Annotated in this window: 18 protein-coding genes and 1 pseudogene; 10 read left to right on the top strand and 9 right to left on the bottom strand. The window is 28.9% G+C overall.

What is annotated here, in order from left to right; genetic code table 11:
- Positions 1-14 precede the first annotated feature (14 nt).
- Both HMPREF9127_RS08155 and HMPREF9127_RS01640 read left to right on the top strand, forming a co-directional pair.
- Positions 15-164, top strand: coding sequence for a hypothetical protein (locus HMPREF9127_RS08155; RefSeq protein WP_009447924.1), 150 nt, complete (start codon positions 15-17; stop codon positions 162-164).
- A gap of 9 nt (positions 165-173) precedes the next feature.
- A complete protein-coding gene (locus HMPREF9127_RS01640) occupies positions 174-491 on the top strand; it encodes an AzlD domain-containing protein (RefSeq protein WP_009448006.1) in 318 nt (105 codons plus the stop codon).
- 72 nt (positions 492-563) lie between these two features.
- Here HMPREF9127_RS01640 and pepF read toward each other — a convergent pair whose 3' ends face one another.
- Together pepF and HMPREF9127_RS01630 are read right to left on the bottom strand one after the other, a co-directional pair.
- Positions 564-2,318: an oligoendopeptidase F gene (gene pepF, locus HMPREF9127_RS01635; RefSeq protein WP_009447817.1), complete on the bottom strand. Its 1,755-nt coding sequence runs from the start codon at positions 2,316-2,318 to the stop codon at positions 564-566.
- Between the two features lie 231 nt (positions 2,319-2,549).
- Positions 2,550-3,206, bottom strand: coding sequence for a hypothetical protein (locus HMPREF9127_RS01630; protein ID WP_009447701.1), 657 nt, complete (start codon positions 3,204-3,206; stop codon positions 2,550-2,552).
- Between the two features lie 284 nt (positions 3,207-3,490).
- On the opposite strand from HMPREF9127_RS01630, the gene brnQ reads away from it, so the two are divergent.
- Positions 3,491-4,771 carry a branched-chain amino acid transport system II carrier protein gene (gene brnQ, locus HMPREF9127_RS01625; RefSeq protein ID WP_009447812.1) on the top strand — a complete coding sequence of 427 codons (1,281 nt, stop codon included), beginning with the start codon at positions 3,491-3,493 and terminating at the stop codon, positions 4,769-4,771.
- A gap of 71 nt (positions 4,772-4,842) precedes the next feature.
- Here brnQ and HMPREF9127_RS01620 read toward each other — a convergent pair whose 3' ends face one another.
- From HMPREF9127_RS01620 to ymfI, 3 genes are all read right to left on the bottom strand, one after another.
- Positions 4,843-5,706, bottom strand: coding sequence for an MBL fold metallo-hydrolase (locus HMPREF9127_RS01620; protein WP_009448288.1), 864 nt, complete (start codon positions 5,704-5,706; stop codon positions 4,843-4,845).
- A gap of 137 nt (positions 5,707-5,843) precedes the next feature.
- Positions 5,844-6,443 carry a 30S ribosomal protein S4 gene (gene rpsD, locus HMPREF9127_RS01615; protein ID WP_009448389.1) on the bottom strand — a complete coding sequence of 200 codons (600 nt, stop codon included), beginning with the start codon at positions 6,441-6,443 and terminating at the stop codon, positions 5,844-5,846.
- A 111-nt stretch (positions 6,444-6,554) separates the two neighbouring features.
- A complete protein-coding gene (gene ymfI / locus HMPREF9127_RS01610) occupies positions 6,555-7,292 on the bottom strand; it encodes an elongation factor P 5-aminopentanone reductase (protein WP_009448180.1) in 738 nt (245 codons plus the stop codon).
- 166 nt (positions 7,293-7,458) lie between these two features.
- Here ymfI and hpf point away from each other — a divergent pair, with 166 nt between their 5' ends.
- The gene (hpf, locus tag HMPREF9127_RS01605) at positions 7,459-7,983 is read left to right on the top strand and encodes a ribosome hibernation-promoting factor, HPF/YfiA family (RefSeq protein WP_004832713.1); all 525 of its coding nucleotides are present in this window, start codon (positions 7,459-7,461) and stop codon (positions 7,981-7,983) included.
- Between the two features lie 245 nt (positions 7,984-8,228).
- Here the strand turns inward: hpf and HMPREF9127_RS08690 are convergent, their stop codons facing one another.
- The 4 genes from HMPREF9127_RS08690 to HMPREF9127_RS01585 form a co-directional block, all read right to left on the bottom strand.
- Positions 8,229-8,471: a hypothetical protein gene (locus HMPREF9127_RS08690; RefSeq protein ID WP_009447765.1), complete on the bottom strand. Its 243-nt coding sequence runs from the start codon at positions 8,469-8,471 to the stop codon at positions 8,229-8,231.
- An 85-nt stretch (positions 8,472-8,556) separates the two neighbouring features.
- Positions 8,557-9,129: a hypothetical protein gene (locus tag HMPREF9127_RS01595; RefSeq protein WP_009448081.1), complete on the bottom strand. Its 573-nt coding sequence runs from the start codon at positions 9,127-9,129 to the stop codon at positions 8,557-8,559.
- Between the two features lie 108 nt (positions 9,130-9,237).
- On the bottom strand, positions 9,238-10,059 hold the full coding sequence (locus HMPREF9127_RS01590; protein WP_009447855.1) for an undecaprenyl-diphosphate phosphatase: 822 nt from the start codon (positions 10,057-10,059) through the stop codon (positions 9,238-9,240).
- Between the two features lie 147 nt (positions 10,060-10,206).
- The gene (locus HMPREF9127_RS01585; RefSeq protein ID WP_009448174.1) at positions 10,207-10,704 is read right to left on the bottom strand and encodes a QueT transporter family protein; all 498 of its coding nucleotides are present in this window, start codon (positions 10,702-10,704) and stop codon (positions 10,207-10,209) included.
- A gap of 399 nt (positions 10,705-11,103) precedes the next feature.
- Here HMPREF9127_RS01585 and HMPREF9127_RS01580 point away from each other — a divergent pair, with 399 nt between their 5' ends.
- The 6 genes and pseudogenes from HMPREF9127_RS01580 (at position 11,104) to hydF (ending at position 16,068) form a co-directional block, all read left to right on the top strand.
- The gene (locus HMPREF9127_RS01580; RefSeq protein WP_009448245.1) at positions 11,104-11,772 is read left to right on the top strand and encodes a hypothetical protein; all 669 of its coding nucleotides are present in this window, start codon (positions 11,104-11,106) and stop codon (positions 11,770-11,772) included.
- A 347-nt stretch (positions 11,773-12,119) separates the two neighbouring features.
- Complete coding sequence (locus HMPREF9127_RS01575) at positions 12,120-12,374, top strand: TM1266 family iron-only hydrogenase system putative regulator (protein WP_009448031.1); 255 nt, start codon at positions 12,120-12,122, stop codon at positions 12,372-12,374.
- A gap of 4 nt (positions 12,375-12,378) precedes the next feature.
- Complete coding sequence (gene hydE / locus HMPREF9127_RS01570; protein WP_009447716.1) at positions 12,379-13,374, top strand: [FeFe] hydrogenase H-cluster radical SAM maturase HydE; 996 nt, start codon at positions 12,379-12,381, stop codon at positions 13,372-13,374.
- Positions 13,375-13,449: 75 nt separating this feature from the next.
- Positions 13,450-14,870: pseudogene (hydG, locus tag HMPREF9127_RS01565) on the top strand ([FeFe] hydrogenase H-cluster radical SAM maturase HydG).
- Positions 14,871-14,887: 17 nt separating this feature from the next.
- On the top strand, positions 14,888-15,250 hold the full coding sequence (locus HMPREF9127_RS08685; protein WP_009448305.1) for a GTPase: 363 nt from the start codon (positions 14,888-14,890) through the stop codon (positions 15,248-15,250).
- Complete coding sequence (gene hydF, locus HMPREF9127_RS07420) at positions 15,232-16,068, top strand: [FeFe] hydrogenase H-cluster maturation GTPase HydF (protein ID WP_482198134.1); 837 nt, start codon at positions 15,232-15,234, stop codon at positions 16,066-16,068. The genes HMPREF9127_RS08685 and hydF overlap by 19 nt, the downstream gene beginning before the upstream one ends.
- The last annotated feature ends 6 nt before the right edge of the window (positions 16,069-16,074 follow it).

Here is a 16,074-nt window from a genome sequence, read left to right as displayed (position 1 = left end):
TAAGAGTTGTCATCGTGACAGCAATAATATACTCTATTATCTATTATACAAAAATGTTTCCTCTAGGTTGGGATATAGTTTTTTCAATAATACTTTCTTCAATAGTAGGTATATTCTTAATTGGAGATGAAACTTTAGAAGATAAAGAAGAAATAAAAGAATAAGGAGAAATTATGGACAAATATTACTATTATATCGTAGGCACATTAATCGCCGCAGCTGTAACAATAATTCCAAAAGTTCTTCCACTATTCTTTCTTAAAGGAAAAACTTTTAATAAGAAACTAATGACTTTCTTTAAAATTGTACCCTATACTTCCATGTCGGTACTAATTTTAAGAGAAGTCTTGGTTGCAGAGTCAGCCAACAAATTAATGTTTACGGTTACAATTGCAGTTGCTTCAGTAGTTTCGTATATAACTAGAAATATGGTACTTACTGTTTTTGCATCAATACTTACAACATTTTTATATATGAATTTTCTTATATAAGTATTTAAGGAGCTTTAAGCTCCTATTTTTGTGCAAAAAAAGATACTGAATAAAATCAGTATCTTTTGTAAATTATTCTTGTTCTATCTTATCAGTTAATCTTTCCATTTCGTCAATTAAACTTCCGATATACTCAATTGTATTAAGAAGCGGTGCATCTGTTGTAACATCAACATCTGCCATTTTTGCAAGATCTACCGGATTTTTACTTCCACCGGCTTTTAGAACTTCAATCCATTGTGCAGCCTTTGAATTATCCTTTAAAATATTTAGACACATTTGTGTTCCGATTGTTAAACCTGCACTGTAAGTATATGAATAAAGTCCCATGTAGTAATGAGGTTGTCTCATCCACGTTCTTTCAACTCCATCTGCAAGTTCAACATCTTCACCAAAGAATTTTTCCATAGTTTCTTTAAAGATTGTATTTAAAGTTTCAGCGTCAACAGCTCCGCCTTTATCTATAATTTTATAAACTTCTCTTTGATAATATGCTTCTAAGAAATGTGTTACGAAATTATGATAATATGTTTTTGAAATTATTTCTGAAATAATCCATCTTCTTTCCCTATCAGTCTTTGCATTTTCAAGTAAATAATGAGCCATAATCAATTCATTTGTTGTTGATGGTGCTTCTACAAAATAAGTTGAACAATCAACATTTAAAATATTTTGATTTTGGTGACAAAGTGAGAAATGTCCACCATGTCCAAGTTCATGAGCAACTGTAAGAATGTCGGACATATTTCCTGACCAAGTTAAAAGTACATAAGGATGCACTTTATATGGACTTGCACAGAAAGCACCTGAGGCCTTTCCTTCATTATCCACATAGTCAATATACCTATTATCGAAAGCTCTTTCCAAATAAGCTTTATAATCATTTCCTAAAACTGATAATCCATCAATTACCATATTTTTACATTCATCAATACTGTAAACTTTTTGGAATTCAGAATCTAAAGGCATTTTCATATCTGAAAAAGTCATTTTATCTAATTTATTTACTCTCTTTAAAAGTCTTGCATATTTTCTAATATGTGGTGCAAGTTTTTCCATAATAACATCACATTGTCTATTATACATATCCATTGTAACTTCTTGTGAAGCTAGTAAATAATCAAAAACACTGTCGTATTTTCTAACTTTAGACATTGCCTTATCTTGTTGAACATTGCTATAATATGCACTTGCAAACGTATTTTCGTATTTTTCTAAAGTCTTGTAGAATTTCTTAAAAGCATCTCTTCTAAATTCAGTATTTGAACTAACTTCAAAACATCCTTCAAAAATATTGTAAGTCATTGGAGTTTTTACACCATTTACTTCAACATCTTCAAAAGATAAGTCTTGCATTTTTGATTGTTGATATACTCTATAAGGGGTTTCAAAACTTCCTGATAAAGCTGAAAGTGTGCTTTCAACTTCTTTTGATAAAGTATGATCTTTTCTGTCTAAAAGTTTTTCTAAAAATCTTCTATTTTCAGAATTTTCTTTCATAGCCTTTTCTATAATTCTCTTATCATTTGCTAAAATTTCAGTTTCTACAAAGCTAAGTTTGGCATTAACCGGAGCAATGGTATTCTCAAAATCTACAATTCTTTCAAACTGTTCTTTACCACCTAAATCTGTTTCATAGTCCAAACTTGCATAGTTAGCAGTTAAATCAATCAATACATAAATAGGTTTTAAATCTTCCAAACAGCTATTTATAGTACAGTAGCAATCAAGTTTTCCTTCGTAAATTTTTACAAGCTCATCTGTTTTTTCTACTATTTCTTTAAGGGCATTTTTATAATCTTCTTCTGTTTTAAAAAGATCAGTCAAATCCCAAGTTAATTTTTATCTACTTCATTTCTTTTCATATCATACCTCCTAAAATGTTTTCTCCCACAATATCTATTCTACCATATTTTAAAATTTTTTCATCAAATTAATAAAAAATATTAATTAAATTATCAAAAAATCGAGATAAAATGATAATGAATCATCTTAATCCCGATTTTAATACAAATATCTTAAATTTACCTTAAAAATTTATTACAAATTAAATCTTTATTAATCACAAATAGCTATAATTCTATAAAAATCCGCTTCCCAACTATTTCTTGATTTTTTTATATACTCCTTTGCTTTTTCAAAATTTTCATCAAGCCATTTGTCAACATCTTCGTTTTTGGAAAGCATATCATAAAATTTTGCTTCATCAACTTCGGAATGAATGCTTTGATAGCATCTTGTAATTTTTAAATTATCTTTTTTATCTCTGGTAACAGTAAGCTCAAGTACTACAGAATTTCCGCTAATTTCATCAGATTTAGAATAAACAAATTCAGTTATAACTTGCAAATTAAAATTATAAAAATTTCCCTCTTGCTTCCACTTTTCAACATCTACAGGTTTTACTATAACTTCATATCTATAGTAATAATTATCCAATTCTTTATTCTTTAAATCATTATACTTAATTTTATAATTCATAAGTTTTAGGACGTCTTTTGAAAAATAGATCTCTAAATTATTCTTTTCACCCAAATCTTGATTTCTATAAAATTTGTAAATGGCATCAGAAGCAAAATCCACTTCTTTAGAAAATATCTTCTCTTTATCTTGAATTTCAGTTTGAATATCTTTAGCTACGGATTTATTTATACTAAAAGAACATAAGGCAAATATTGAGAAAAGGCTTAATATTATTAATCTTTTTATTTTCATAATAATCCTCCTACAAAATTATTTACATAAAACATCCCTACCAATTTAATTATACCATACTTTTTTGTTTGTCTAGTGATATTGTATTAAACTGTTATGCTATAAAATATAATAATTTTCTTTAAATTTTATAAAAGATATATAATATAAATAAAAATTATTTGTAAAAAACCGTTTTTACTATTGAGTTTTTTATGAATTTCTTGTAAAATATGTTTAGACAAAATACAATTTTTCTTAGTTTTGATATTTTGATTTTTTTATTTTTAAGGAGAGGGAATGTAATGAACAAAAAGAATAGCATAATTGATATGTTAACATTTGGTTTTGCACTTTTTGCAATGTTTTTTGGAGCAGGAAATTTGATTTTTCCCCCATATTTGGGAGTTCTTTCAGGTAGCTCTTGGTTTATCACATTTTTAGGCTTTACAGTTACTGCTGTTGGTCTTGCACTTGTAGCTCTAATGGCTGTTACATATTATGAATGTGATATAATGAAATTTTTTAGTCCTATAGGAAAGAAACCTGCTTTAGTTTTGAGTTTTATGGTTATTATGTGTGTTGGACCGCTTCTTGTAATTCCAAGAACGGGTGCAACAGCTTATGAAATGGGAATCAAACCTATATTGGGATTTCATAATACTTTTACTATAACAGCAGTAGCTATAATATTCTATTCGCTAACTTACTTTTTAACTGTAAGACCATCAAAGGTTGTAGATATTATCGGAAAATTTTTAACTCCTTTTTTAATTCTTGCATTAGTTGTAATAATTGTTAAAGGAATAATTTCTCCACTTGGAGCTCCTGCAGAAACCGCTAAAATAAATAGTGTATTAGGAAAAGGATTAATTGACGGTTATCAAACAATGGACTGTTTTGTATCTTTAGCAGTAGGATCAGTTTTATTATTGACATTAAAAAATAAAGGTTACAGCGAACCAAAACAACAAGTAAAAATGTTGTTTAAATCAGGTCTTATCGCTTGTACTACTTTAGGATTAATCTATGGCGGTCTTACATATCTTGGAGCAACTGTTTCTGCAAAATATGGACTAGATGTTGAACAATCTCAAATAATTGTAAATGTAACACAAAATCTTTTAGGAAATGCCGGAAAAATTGCTTTAGGTTTAGCATCATTCCTTGCTTGTTTAACAACTTCAATAGGACTTACATCAGCATCAGGAGAATATTTGGTAAATATTACAAAAGGAAAAATTAAATATTCTACTTTTATACTTTGTATTTGTATATTTGGAACTGCAGCTGCAATAATCGGAGTTAGTGGAATAGTAAAAATCGGTGCTCCAATACTTGCCGTTGTTTATCCACCAACAATAGTTTTAATTATACTTGCATTCTTTAAAGATAAAATTAAAAATGATTTAATCTTTAAATTACCTGCTTTTACAGCAGTTACAATAAGTTTTATTCAAGTGCTTTATGAACAATTGGGAATTTTAAAATTTATAACTATTTTACCATTAAGTGATATAGGTTTTAACTGGATAATTCCAAGTTTTATAGCATTTGTAATAGCATTATTTATTAAAAAGAAATAAAATCTAATAGTATTTAAAAAAAGGTGATGTTCAAAATATAACATCACCTTTTCTATAAAAATTTTTAAATTTTAGCATTTTTCAAGCAATACATTTCTTGCATTTTCTTCTGTATCACAACTTTCATCAAAGCCGTCATAGGGTGCTTTAGGGTCATGAACTTTCGGTTTTCTCCTTAATGAATTACAAATTTCATCTGTATGAGCAAAAGCAAAGTCTATATCATCAGTCCAGCCTGTATGCCCTGTAATAATTTTTAACTTAAGATTTCTTTTTCTAAGAATTTCTTCCAATCTTTTAAGCGATTTTATTTGCAACTTTCTATCTTCTGCAAGATTATTTAAAAACGCGTAACCGCCGTCTGCACCAAACCAAATTGTATCTCCGGTAAATAAATAAGTATCATCAATTAGATATACAAGATGTCCCCAAGTATGACCGGGAACAAGAATTGCTTCTATTTTAATATTTCCAATGTAAAACACTTCTCCATCATCAATCAAAACTTTTTTATTATCAATATTCACTTGAGGTAATTTATGTAAACCCCAAAACACTTTACGCCTTTTACGGCCTTCTAAATACTCGTTTTCAATTCTTCCAATATATATTGTTGATTTGCTAAATAATTCATCACTGCCTCTTTCAATGGCTCCTACATGATCTGTATCTTGATGAGTAATTAAAATCTCTTTTATATCTTTCGGACTGATATTAAGCCAACTCATCTTTTCCTCAAGTCTATCATAATTATATCCCGCATCAATCATAATAGTATAACCATCTTTTGTATAAAAGTAAATATTAGCTACATATTCTCTAATACAGCTTACTCTTTCATCAATAAAACCCGTATTTAAAGGTTTAAATATTTCTTTTCCTCGAAACAGAAAAGACATAATTTTTACTTGAAATTCTGAATCTTTTTTTGACATATATTTCACCTTTATCCTTTCTGATAGAATCTAAACTAAAAAGAGGAATCAATTATAAAACGCAACAGAGAAATTTACATTTCATACTATATTTGTTAAAAAACACAAAAAAGCACGATGATTCGTGCTTTGTTTTGTTAAATTAATCTTGAGTAGAATTCTACTACTAATGAGTCTTGAATTTCAATAGGAACTTCGCTTCTTTCAGGCATTCTTAATAAAGTTGCTTTTAATCCTTCTTTCTTTTCGATGTAAGGAACAACTCCTAAGAATGTAGATTCAAAGTTTTCTTTGAACATTTCAACTTTTTGTGATTTTTCTCTTAAAGTGATTTCATCTCCAACTTGTACTTCGTATGAAGGTATATCAACTTTTTTACCATTAACAAGCATATGTCCATGAACTACCATTTGTCTAGCTTGTCTGATTGAAGAAGCAAATCCCATTCTGTAAACAAGGTTATCTAATCTTGTTTCTAACATCATAACAAGAGCATCCCCTGTTATATGTTCTTTTTGTCTAAGTGCTTTTTCTACATAAGTTCTGAATTGTTTTTCCATTACTCCATAGTAAGCTCTTAATCTTTGCTTTTCAAGTAATTGTAAACCATATTCTGTTAATTTTTTGTCGTTTCTTGCAAGACCTTTACCCATTCTTTTGTTAGCTTTTGGGTGTCCGCATACATTTAAGCCTAGTCTTCTTGATTGTTTAAATCTAGGTCCCATCATTTTTGCCATATTTTCATACTCCCCATAAATTATTTGCCGCGATAATTTATAGCCACGCATAGATTATACAACTTTTTTAAACTTTTGTAAATAGCTTTTTTATGTTTTTTTCAGTATTTTTTAAATAAAAGCTCCCCCATTTACATTTAAAACATGTCCTGTTATATAAGAGGCTTCTTTGGAAATCAAAAATTTTACCACATCTGCAATCTCTTCAGGTTTTGCAAGTCTTTGTAAAGGAAATTCAGAGCAATAAGCCTCAATACTTTCCTTTGGAACATCCTTTAACATATCAGTATCAACTCCACCGGGTGCAACTGTATTTACAGTTATACCGGAATACCCTAACTCCTTTGCAAGAGCCTTATTCATAGAAATAATCGCTCCTTTAGTAGCTGAATAATGTGCCTCAAGTGCTCCCCCTGTAACTCCCCATATTGAACTTATTCCAATTATTTTCCCATATTTATTATTAATCATTGAAGGAATCGCCCTTTTTATGCAACGATATGATCCATGCACATTTACATTAAAAATATCTTCCCATTCCTCTTCTGTAATATCCTGAAAAAATCTCACACTTGCAATCCCTGCATTATTTATTAGAATATCTACATTTCCAAAATTTTTTTCTATTTCATTAAACATATTTTCAACTTCGGTAGTCTTTCTTATATCCGCTTGTATCATTAAGACATTCGAATTATATGTTTTTATTTCTTCAAAAACTTTTTTTGCCTCTATTTCGTTTTCTTTATAATTTATAACTATATTATAATTTTCTTTTGCCAAAGCCTTTGCAATTGCAGAACCAATGCCCCTTGATGAGCCGGTTATAAGTACAGTATCTCTTTTCATAATATCTCCTTTTAAAATAAATACTAATTAAGTATAACATAAAATAATATAAAAATAAAAATTTTAGTTTCAATTTAGGTATTTAACGGAAAAATATGGTATAATATAAGTAACATTATATTTGCATTTTTAATGCAAATATAAAAAATGTTAGGGAGGTATTGGTATGAAATTACAATTTATAGGTAAAAACATTGAAGTTACAAATGCTTTAAAAGAAATCACTGCTAAAAAGTTTGAAAAATTGGATAAATTTTTCTCTAAAGACATTGAAGGTAAAGTTACTTACAGTGCAGTTAAAAACGATAAGATTTTTGAAGCTACAATTTATTTACCAAATAGCACAATACTTAGAGCAGAAGAAAGCACAAACGATATGTATACTTCAATAGACATCGTTTTGGATAATCTTGAAAGACAAATAAGAAAAAACAAAACTAAACTACAAAAGAAATATCAAGCTTTAGAAACTATAAGATTTGAAAAAATTGCTGAACCTTTGGAAGAAGAAGAATCAAAAATTGTTAGAGTTAAAAAATTCGATGTAGCTACGATGTCTGAAGAAGAAGCTATTTTACAAATAGAACTTTTAAACCATGACTTTTTCATTTTCAAGAATGCAAAAGATTATAAAACAAATGTATTATATAAGAGAAAAGATGGAAATTACGGTTTAATAATAGCTGATTAAGTAATAAAAAATGTTTTTAAATAAAATCGCAGGTTATCACCTGCGATTTTTTTATCTCTCCGACATATATTTTTCTACTTCATCAGGAGTTAATTTTCTAACCTGTGTATTTTCATATTCTTGGTATTCTTCAACAATAAAAACAGGTTTCATTTTTTCGCAAATTTTTCCTTTATTTCTTTTTAAATAATCTTTTAAACACTTTTCATCTTCAAAAATCTTATAAGAAAGTCTTCCATTTTCACTTAAAATCTCATAAATACCACATGGTTTTTTGTCGTATAATCAGCTGTTCTCAAATATAATTTTGCAATTTCCAAAGATTTAAAAGGAAAATTCCAACGTTGTAATCCTCTCTTTTTATCGTATTCAATACAAATACATCTTCCACAAGTTCCACAGATATATTGAGTATGATTTTCCAAACAATCTATCGGATTTAATAGTGGTGTCATCCTACTTTGATTTACATAACATTCTTTACACATTAAGCTCACTTCCTTTTTTAATTTTCTTTACTTTTAAAAATTTATTAAAAAAAGTCAACAATTCTCAGTTGTTGACCTTTTTATCCTAGTTTTTATTTAATATTTTATCCAAAGAATCTAAATCTTTTTCTCTAGTGATATACATATCTTCATCACCATCAATTGAATTGTATTTTACAATAGAATAATCTTTATATCTATATATTATAGTACCACCATCTTTATACATTTCACTAGTAGAGTTTCCATTTTCCCTATCATTTTTTAGCTTTTGAATTAATTTATCTTCATCCAAAATTCCTTTTGAGATAGCATCTTTAATATTGTATGAAGTACCATCTAATTCTATTGTAAATTCCATACCAACAGTATAGATATCAAATGGCACTTTAGAATTTTTCTCTGAAACTTTTTTAACCCCATTTCCTCCAGTATCCTTAACTGTAAATTTCAAACCTTTTTCTTTTTTTTCATCTTTATTTTCATCAGGCTTTTTATCTTTTTCGTCCTCTTCAATGTTTTCTTTAATCTTTTTCTCTTTAGCATCTATTTGAGTATTATCTTTTGGTTTTTCTTCCGGTATCGGTCTTTTCTTGCAAGAAACAAAAGTAGTACAAAGACAGATTGTAAGAGCCATAATTAGAAATCTTTTTTTCATAGATATCATCTCCTTTATTATGTTAATTCAGTTTATCAAATATAACAAAAAAAGTCAAATAGATTAATTTTTCTATTTAACTTTTTAATTTTTTATTTAAAGATATTTTTAATGTAAAATATAATATAAAATTAAAATTACACCAAGAACGATTCTGTAATATCCGAAAACTTTGAAGTCGTGTTTTTTAATATATCTCATCAACATTTTAATTGCCATAACGGAAACTACAAATGCCACAAGCATTCCAAGTATTAAAATGAAAAATTGGAAAAAGCTAAATGCAAAGCCAAATTTTCTAAGTTTTAATAAACTTGCACCAAACATAACTGGAATTGACATAAAGAATGAAAATTCTGCCGCTAAACTTCTTGAAAGTCCAAGAATTAAAGCTCCAATTATAGTAGCTCCAGATCTAGAAGTCCCCGGAATTAAACTTAAAACTTGAAAACATCCTACATAAAAAGCCAATGTGTAACTTAAATCTTCAAATCTTTTTATATTTTGTTTTTTAAATTTCGGATTATTTTCAACAACTATAAATAAAATACCATATAAAACTAAGGTAAATGCAACTGTTGGAAAATTATAAAAATATTTTTCCAAAGTCTTATCAAAAAGCACTCCCAAAACTCCTGCAGGAATGACTCCGACAATAACTTTTAACCACATATTAATCGTATCTTTTTGTTGTTCCTTAGTCTTCCTTTTCGAAAAAGGATTTAACTTGTTAAAAAACATAATTACAACCGCAAGGATAGCTCCAAGTTGAATAACAACTAAAAACATCTCTTTAAATTCAGCAGACTGATTTAATTTTAAAAATTCATCAACCAAAATCATATGACCTGTACTGCTAACAGGTAGCCATTCGGTAATTCCTTCAACAATACCTAAAATTATAACTTTGATTATATCTAATAACCACATAATATTTCTCCTTCTTAAAATAAAATTATAGTCAAAGTTTACCACATTTTAATAAATTTGAAAAGGGGTGTAAATATTTTATTTATTATTTGATTATCTAAAAAGCAACAAAAAAATTGGTATGAATAACCACACCAATTTTTACATTTATTTTATATCTCTTTTAAACTCAAGAGCTTTTGTAAAAGCTTTGTTTTTACATAAAATATAAAAAACAGGGACTCCTACCGCATAGATAACTAAGGCTTCAGAAAGCATAAGTTCTCCTAATATAGCCCAAAAACCTACAGGATTTGGCATCATAAAATATATTTCCAATGCTATTGGAAGCATACCTACTAAAACTGGTACTAAACAAGCTATGTAGAAGTTTTTAATTTTAGTCATAATCAATGCAACTACAAAAGTTGCCAAAGTTCCAACCACCATATCAATAATTCCTACTGTACTAGCGATATTTGCTAAAAAGCAACCTAATGTTACACCAATTGTGTATTCCGGATTAAAAAATGGTAAAATTGCTAAAGTTTCTGAAAGTCTAAATTGTAAACTTCCATAGCCCAATCCAAAAGTTTCTGAAAGAATAGTCAATACAACATAAATTGCCGCTACCATTCCCTGTCTTGTAATTTTTTTAACGTTCATATTTCCTCCTTTTTTGGAGTGCTTTGTTCAACAAAAAAAGGGCAAATGTGCCCCAGCACTTGATTTTTAAAGTGGGTGCCAAGCAAAACACTTTTCTTCTAAATTTAATTCTTTGTAAAAATTACCATAATATTTTAACATAAAATATTATTTTTCAACAAAATAAAATATGATAAAAAGTGTTTTTTTCATAAAATACTTGACTTAATTTGAGTAAAGTGATATATTTATAGTGTATAGCGAATATGTTGATTTGGTTAAAAATTATATTAAAATCTTATTATATAGATTGCTAATATGGATAGAACAAATATAGTTGTATTTTATAGATTTTCTGTAACTATAATTATTTTAAAAAGTAAAAAGGAGTGATTTTATGAAAAAATAAAAATTTTGTTCATGTTTTTGGTATCAACTTTGTTGTTATCGTCTTGTGCTTCAAAGAGCAATAAAGTAGATCAACTTTATGGGAAAAGATATGGAGCTGTTGATTCAGGAATTACTGTAATTAAAAAGAGTAAATTATATTCCGTTTTATCCTTTAGATTATCTGAAAATGCAGTTTTTAAAGATAATGTAGCAGAACGTATATCAGGTGGAGATTTTGATTATCCTAAAGTAGTAAGAAAAGGTGGTAAAGAATTTTTAACTGCCGAAGGCTTACCAGATGATAGATTTGAAATAGTTTCAGAGAATGTAATTGTAGATAACTATACTGGATTCGAATTTACTCATTATGATAGAGTTCCGGATAAAGAAATGGAAAAGTATTATGGTAATGTATATGAAGGACCTAAGGGCGGAACTGTTGAAATAGTTAAGAAGACAGAAGATTATTCTTTCATAAGCTTTGAATTACCTATGAATGAGGAATTTGAATATAAAGGAGAAGGTCCAAAAATTTATGGTGGATTTTATGACTATCCAAGTATTGTAAAAATTGGAGATAAAAGATATATAAGAGCAGAAAATTTAGAAGAACAAAGACTTGAAATTATCAATGATAATGTCATTTTAGACACTAAAACAGGTTATGAATTCGGTCTTAAAAATCTTAGCAAAAAATAATTTTAAAAGTTCAGTAATTAAATTTAGTTACTGAACTTTTTTTATATAAGTCTTAATTTATTATGTTATACTAGAATGTAATATAAACATAAAAAATGTCTAACTGAAAGATTAAGATTTTAATTTTTTTCTGAAAGAAAGATATTCTACTTTACATATTACATATCATACTCAATAAAATGGATTTAATCCATAATATCAAGGCGGTGTTTTTTATTTATATAAATTAACACAAGCTTATTTTGTATTGCTATAATTTTTAGAACAATTTCAAAAAAACACGATACCGTATGAATTTAGAGAATATCTTCTTTCATACGGTTTTTTATGGAATAAAGGAGGTAAAAATGCAAGAAAATCGCTTAGCTTTAATCGGAATTATTGTAGAAGACCTAACAAAAGCAAATACTATTAATGATATTTTGCACGAATATGGTTCTTATATTGTAAGTATAATGGGAATTCCCTACAAGACAAGAGGTGTTTCTCTAATAAGCATTATCATCGATGCACCTACAAATGTTATTAACAGCTTATCCGGAAAATTGGGAATGTTAGAGGGTGTTAATGTAAAAACATCCTATACAAAATCAAAGGAGTAATTCATTGAATATACATCCGAAAATTCAAAAACTCCTAGATGATATTTCTGTAAAGAATATTCTATCCCTACTTGAATTAGATGATTTTTCTTCGGTGTTTGAATATGCAGATAAAATAAATTATCTTAATCACGGAAAATATATTGATATTAGAGCTATTGTAGAATTTTCAAATTACTGCAAAAGAAAATGTAAATACTGTGGATTAAATTCTACCAATTCTTCTGCCAAGCGTTATCGAATGACAGAAAAAGAGATAATACATACAGCTATAGAAGCAAGAAAAGCGGGATATTTAACCGCTGTACTTCAATCGGGAGAAGATTCGTATTTTACAGTAGAAAAATTGGGATTTATCATAAAGGAAATAAAGAAACAAGTGGATATGTTTATTACATTAAGCTGTGGAGAAAAAACTTTTGAAGAACTTACATATTTAAAAGAGTGCAGAGCGGATAGATATTTACTAAAACACGAAACGGCAGATGACTTGCTCTATGATAGACTTCACCCTTGTGGAACTCTTGTAAATCGTACAGAATGTCTGAGAAATCTCAAAAAACTCGGATATGAAAGCGGTGGCGGTTTTATGATTGGACTACCTACTCAAAGTTTGGAAACAATCGCAAAGGATATTTTTCTTCTTTATGATTTGCAATGTGATATGGCAGGAATTGGTCCTTTTATTCCACATCCGGAGACGGAACTAAATAATTATTCTGCCGGTAGTACGGAACTTACAAAAAAAGCTGTTGCCATTACCAGAATCATCTTGCCGAAGGCAAACTTACCTGCAACAACTTCACTTGGTGTATTGGATAGTAAAGAAAATAATAATTTATTCTCCTGTGGTGCAAATGTAATTATGCGAAAAGTTACCCCACCTGAATATGTAAAACTTTATGAAATCTATCCAACTGATATCAATGTAAAAAACATTGAAGAAGAAAGAAAAGAATTGGAGTTAGCAATTCGAACTCTTGAAAAAATACCGAGATAATTGTACATAATAATTTAATTAAATCATAAAATTAATTATAACAACAAGGCTCATACTGACTAAAGGAGGATAAATATGGCAAAATATAATCCTGCATCCAGTCATGCAGAAGAATTTATAAATAATCAAGAAATTTTAGATACGATAGAATATGCACAAAAAACAAAAATAATTTAGAGTTAATGCGTAAAGTGTTGGAAAAAGGAAAAAACGACAAGGACTTACACATCGTGAAGCTGCACTATTATTAGAATGTGAGGATAAACAAATTCTCTCTGAAATGTTTGAACTTGCAAAAGAAATAAAAGAAGGTATATACGGAAAAAGAATTGTATTATTCGCACCGCTTTATTTATCCAATTATTGTGTAAATGGTTGTCTTTACTGCCCTTATCATAAAAAGAATACACATATTCGCCGAAAAAATTAACACAGGAAGAAATTAGAAAAGAAGTAATTGCATTACAGGATATGGGACATAAAAGACTTGCATTAGAAGCTGGAGAGGATCCTATTCACTCCCCAATCGAGTACATTCTGGAAAGTATTGATACTATCTATAATATCCATCATAAAAATGGAGCAATACGTCGTGTCAATGTAAATATTGCAGCTACTTCTGTTGAAAATTATAAAAAACTTGAACAAGCAGGAATCGGTACCTATATCCTATTTCAAGAAACATACCATAAAGATACATACGAAGCTCTTCATCCAACAGGTCCAAAACATAATTATGCATATCATACAGAGGCGATGGATCGTGCAATGGAAGGAGATATTGACGATGTAGGTATAGGTGTATTGTTCGGGCTTTATAAATATCGCTATGATTTTGTAGGATTGATTATGCATGCAGAACATTTAGAGGCAAAATTTGGAGTAGGTCCTCATACAATAAGTGTTCCCCGTATTCGTCCTGCAGATGACATCGACATCAATGAATTTCCGGAAGCAATTGTCGATTCCCTATTTAAAAAAATTGTTGCATTAATTCGTATTTCTACACCATATACTGGAATGATTATTTCAACAAGAGAATCTGCCGAATCTCGTAAAGATGTTTTAGAAATCGGTGTTTCTCAAATAAGTGGCGGATCCTTTACAAGTGTTGGAGGATATGCCGAAAGAGAATTAGAAGAAGAAAGCTCCGCTCAATTTGATACAAGTGATAAACGTACTCTTGATGAAATTATGTATTGGTTAATGGAATCAGGTTATATTCCTAGTTTCTGTACAGCTTGTTACAGAGCAGGTCGTACCGGAGATCGCTTTATGTCTCTTGCAAAATCAGGCCAAATTGGAAATGTATGTCAGCCTAATTCGCTTATGACTTTGACTGAGTATCTTATTGACTATGCATCTCCACAAACAAAAAACTTGGAGAACAACTTGTAAAAAGAGAATTGGAAAATATTCTTAATCCAAAGATTAAAAAACGTTCAGAAGACTATATTCGTCAAATGGAACATGGTTCTCGTGACTTTAGATTTTAAGATAAGGAGGAAACAAATTGCAAACAACTCCAAACGCAAATAGAATTCATATCGCCTTTTTTGGAAAAACTAATGTCGGTAAATCTTCCCTTATCAATGCAATTGCAAATCAAACTATATCTCTTGTATCCGAACAGAAGGGAACAACGACAGATCCTGTTAAAAAAGCAATTGAAATTCATCCGGTAGGTCCTTGTCTTTTAATTGATACAGCAGGATTTGACGATGATAGTATTCTTGGAAATGAAAGAATTGAACTTACAAAACAAGTTATTGAACAGACAGATATTGCCGTATTATTATTTGGCGATAATTCCTTTGAAAAAGAGAGAGAATGGATTAATTATTTAGAAGAAAAAATATACCAATTATTTTTGTAATTAATAAATCAGATATTGTTGATAGCAAAAAGATAACAATTGAAATAGAAAATGAATTCAAAAAGAAGCCTATTTGTGTCAGTGCATTGAATAAAGAAAATCTTGACATCTTGTTAAAAGAATTTCAAAATATAAGTAAAGACTTAGAAAAAGAAGAGTCAATCTGTGCTCATCTTGTCAAACCACTTGATACTGTATTATTAGTAATGCCTCAAGATATTCAAGCTCCAAAAGGGAGATTGATTTTACCACAGGTGCAGACAATTCGCGATTTACTGGATAATAAATGCGTTGTAATTTCCACAAGTTTTGAACAGTTTGATCAAGCTCTTGAAGCTTTAACAAAAGCTCCAAACTTAATTATTACGGATTCTCAATTATTTGCAAAAGTATTTCCAAAAAAACCAAAGAATAGTTTATTGACTTCTTTTTCTGTTCTTTTTTCAAAGTACAAAGGAGATATTGAGGAATTTATTCGTGGCTCACAAAAATTGGATTCTTTGGATGAAAACTCAAAAGTTTTAATTGCAGAAGCCTGTGCTCATAAACCACTTAAAGAAGACATAGGAAGAGTAAAATTGCCCAGATTATTACGCAAAAAAATTCATCCGGATTTAAAAATCGACATTGTTTCCGGAAATGACTTTCCAAAAGATTTAAGTCACTACGATGTAATTATTCATTGTGGTGCTTGTATGTTTAACAAAAAGCATGTAATGAGTCGTGTTGAACAGGCAATTAATCAGAAAATTCCAATTACTAACTATGGTATTGCCATCGCAAAACTAAATGGCATTTTAGAATATATTGACTATTAAATTTAG

It is taken from the genome of Parvimonas sp. oral taxon 393 str. F0440, from assembly GCA_000223315.2.
GTDB lineage: Bacteria > Bacillota > Clostridia > Tissierellales > Peptoniphilaceae > Parvimonas.
The sequence above is the reverse complement of the archived record's forward strand: the minus strand, read 5'-3'. Positions and strand labels throughout refer to the sequence as shown.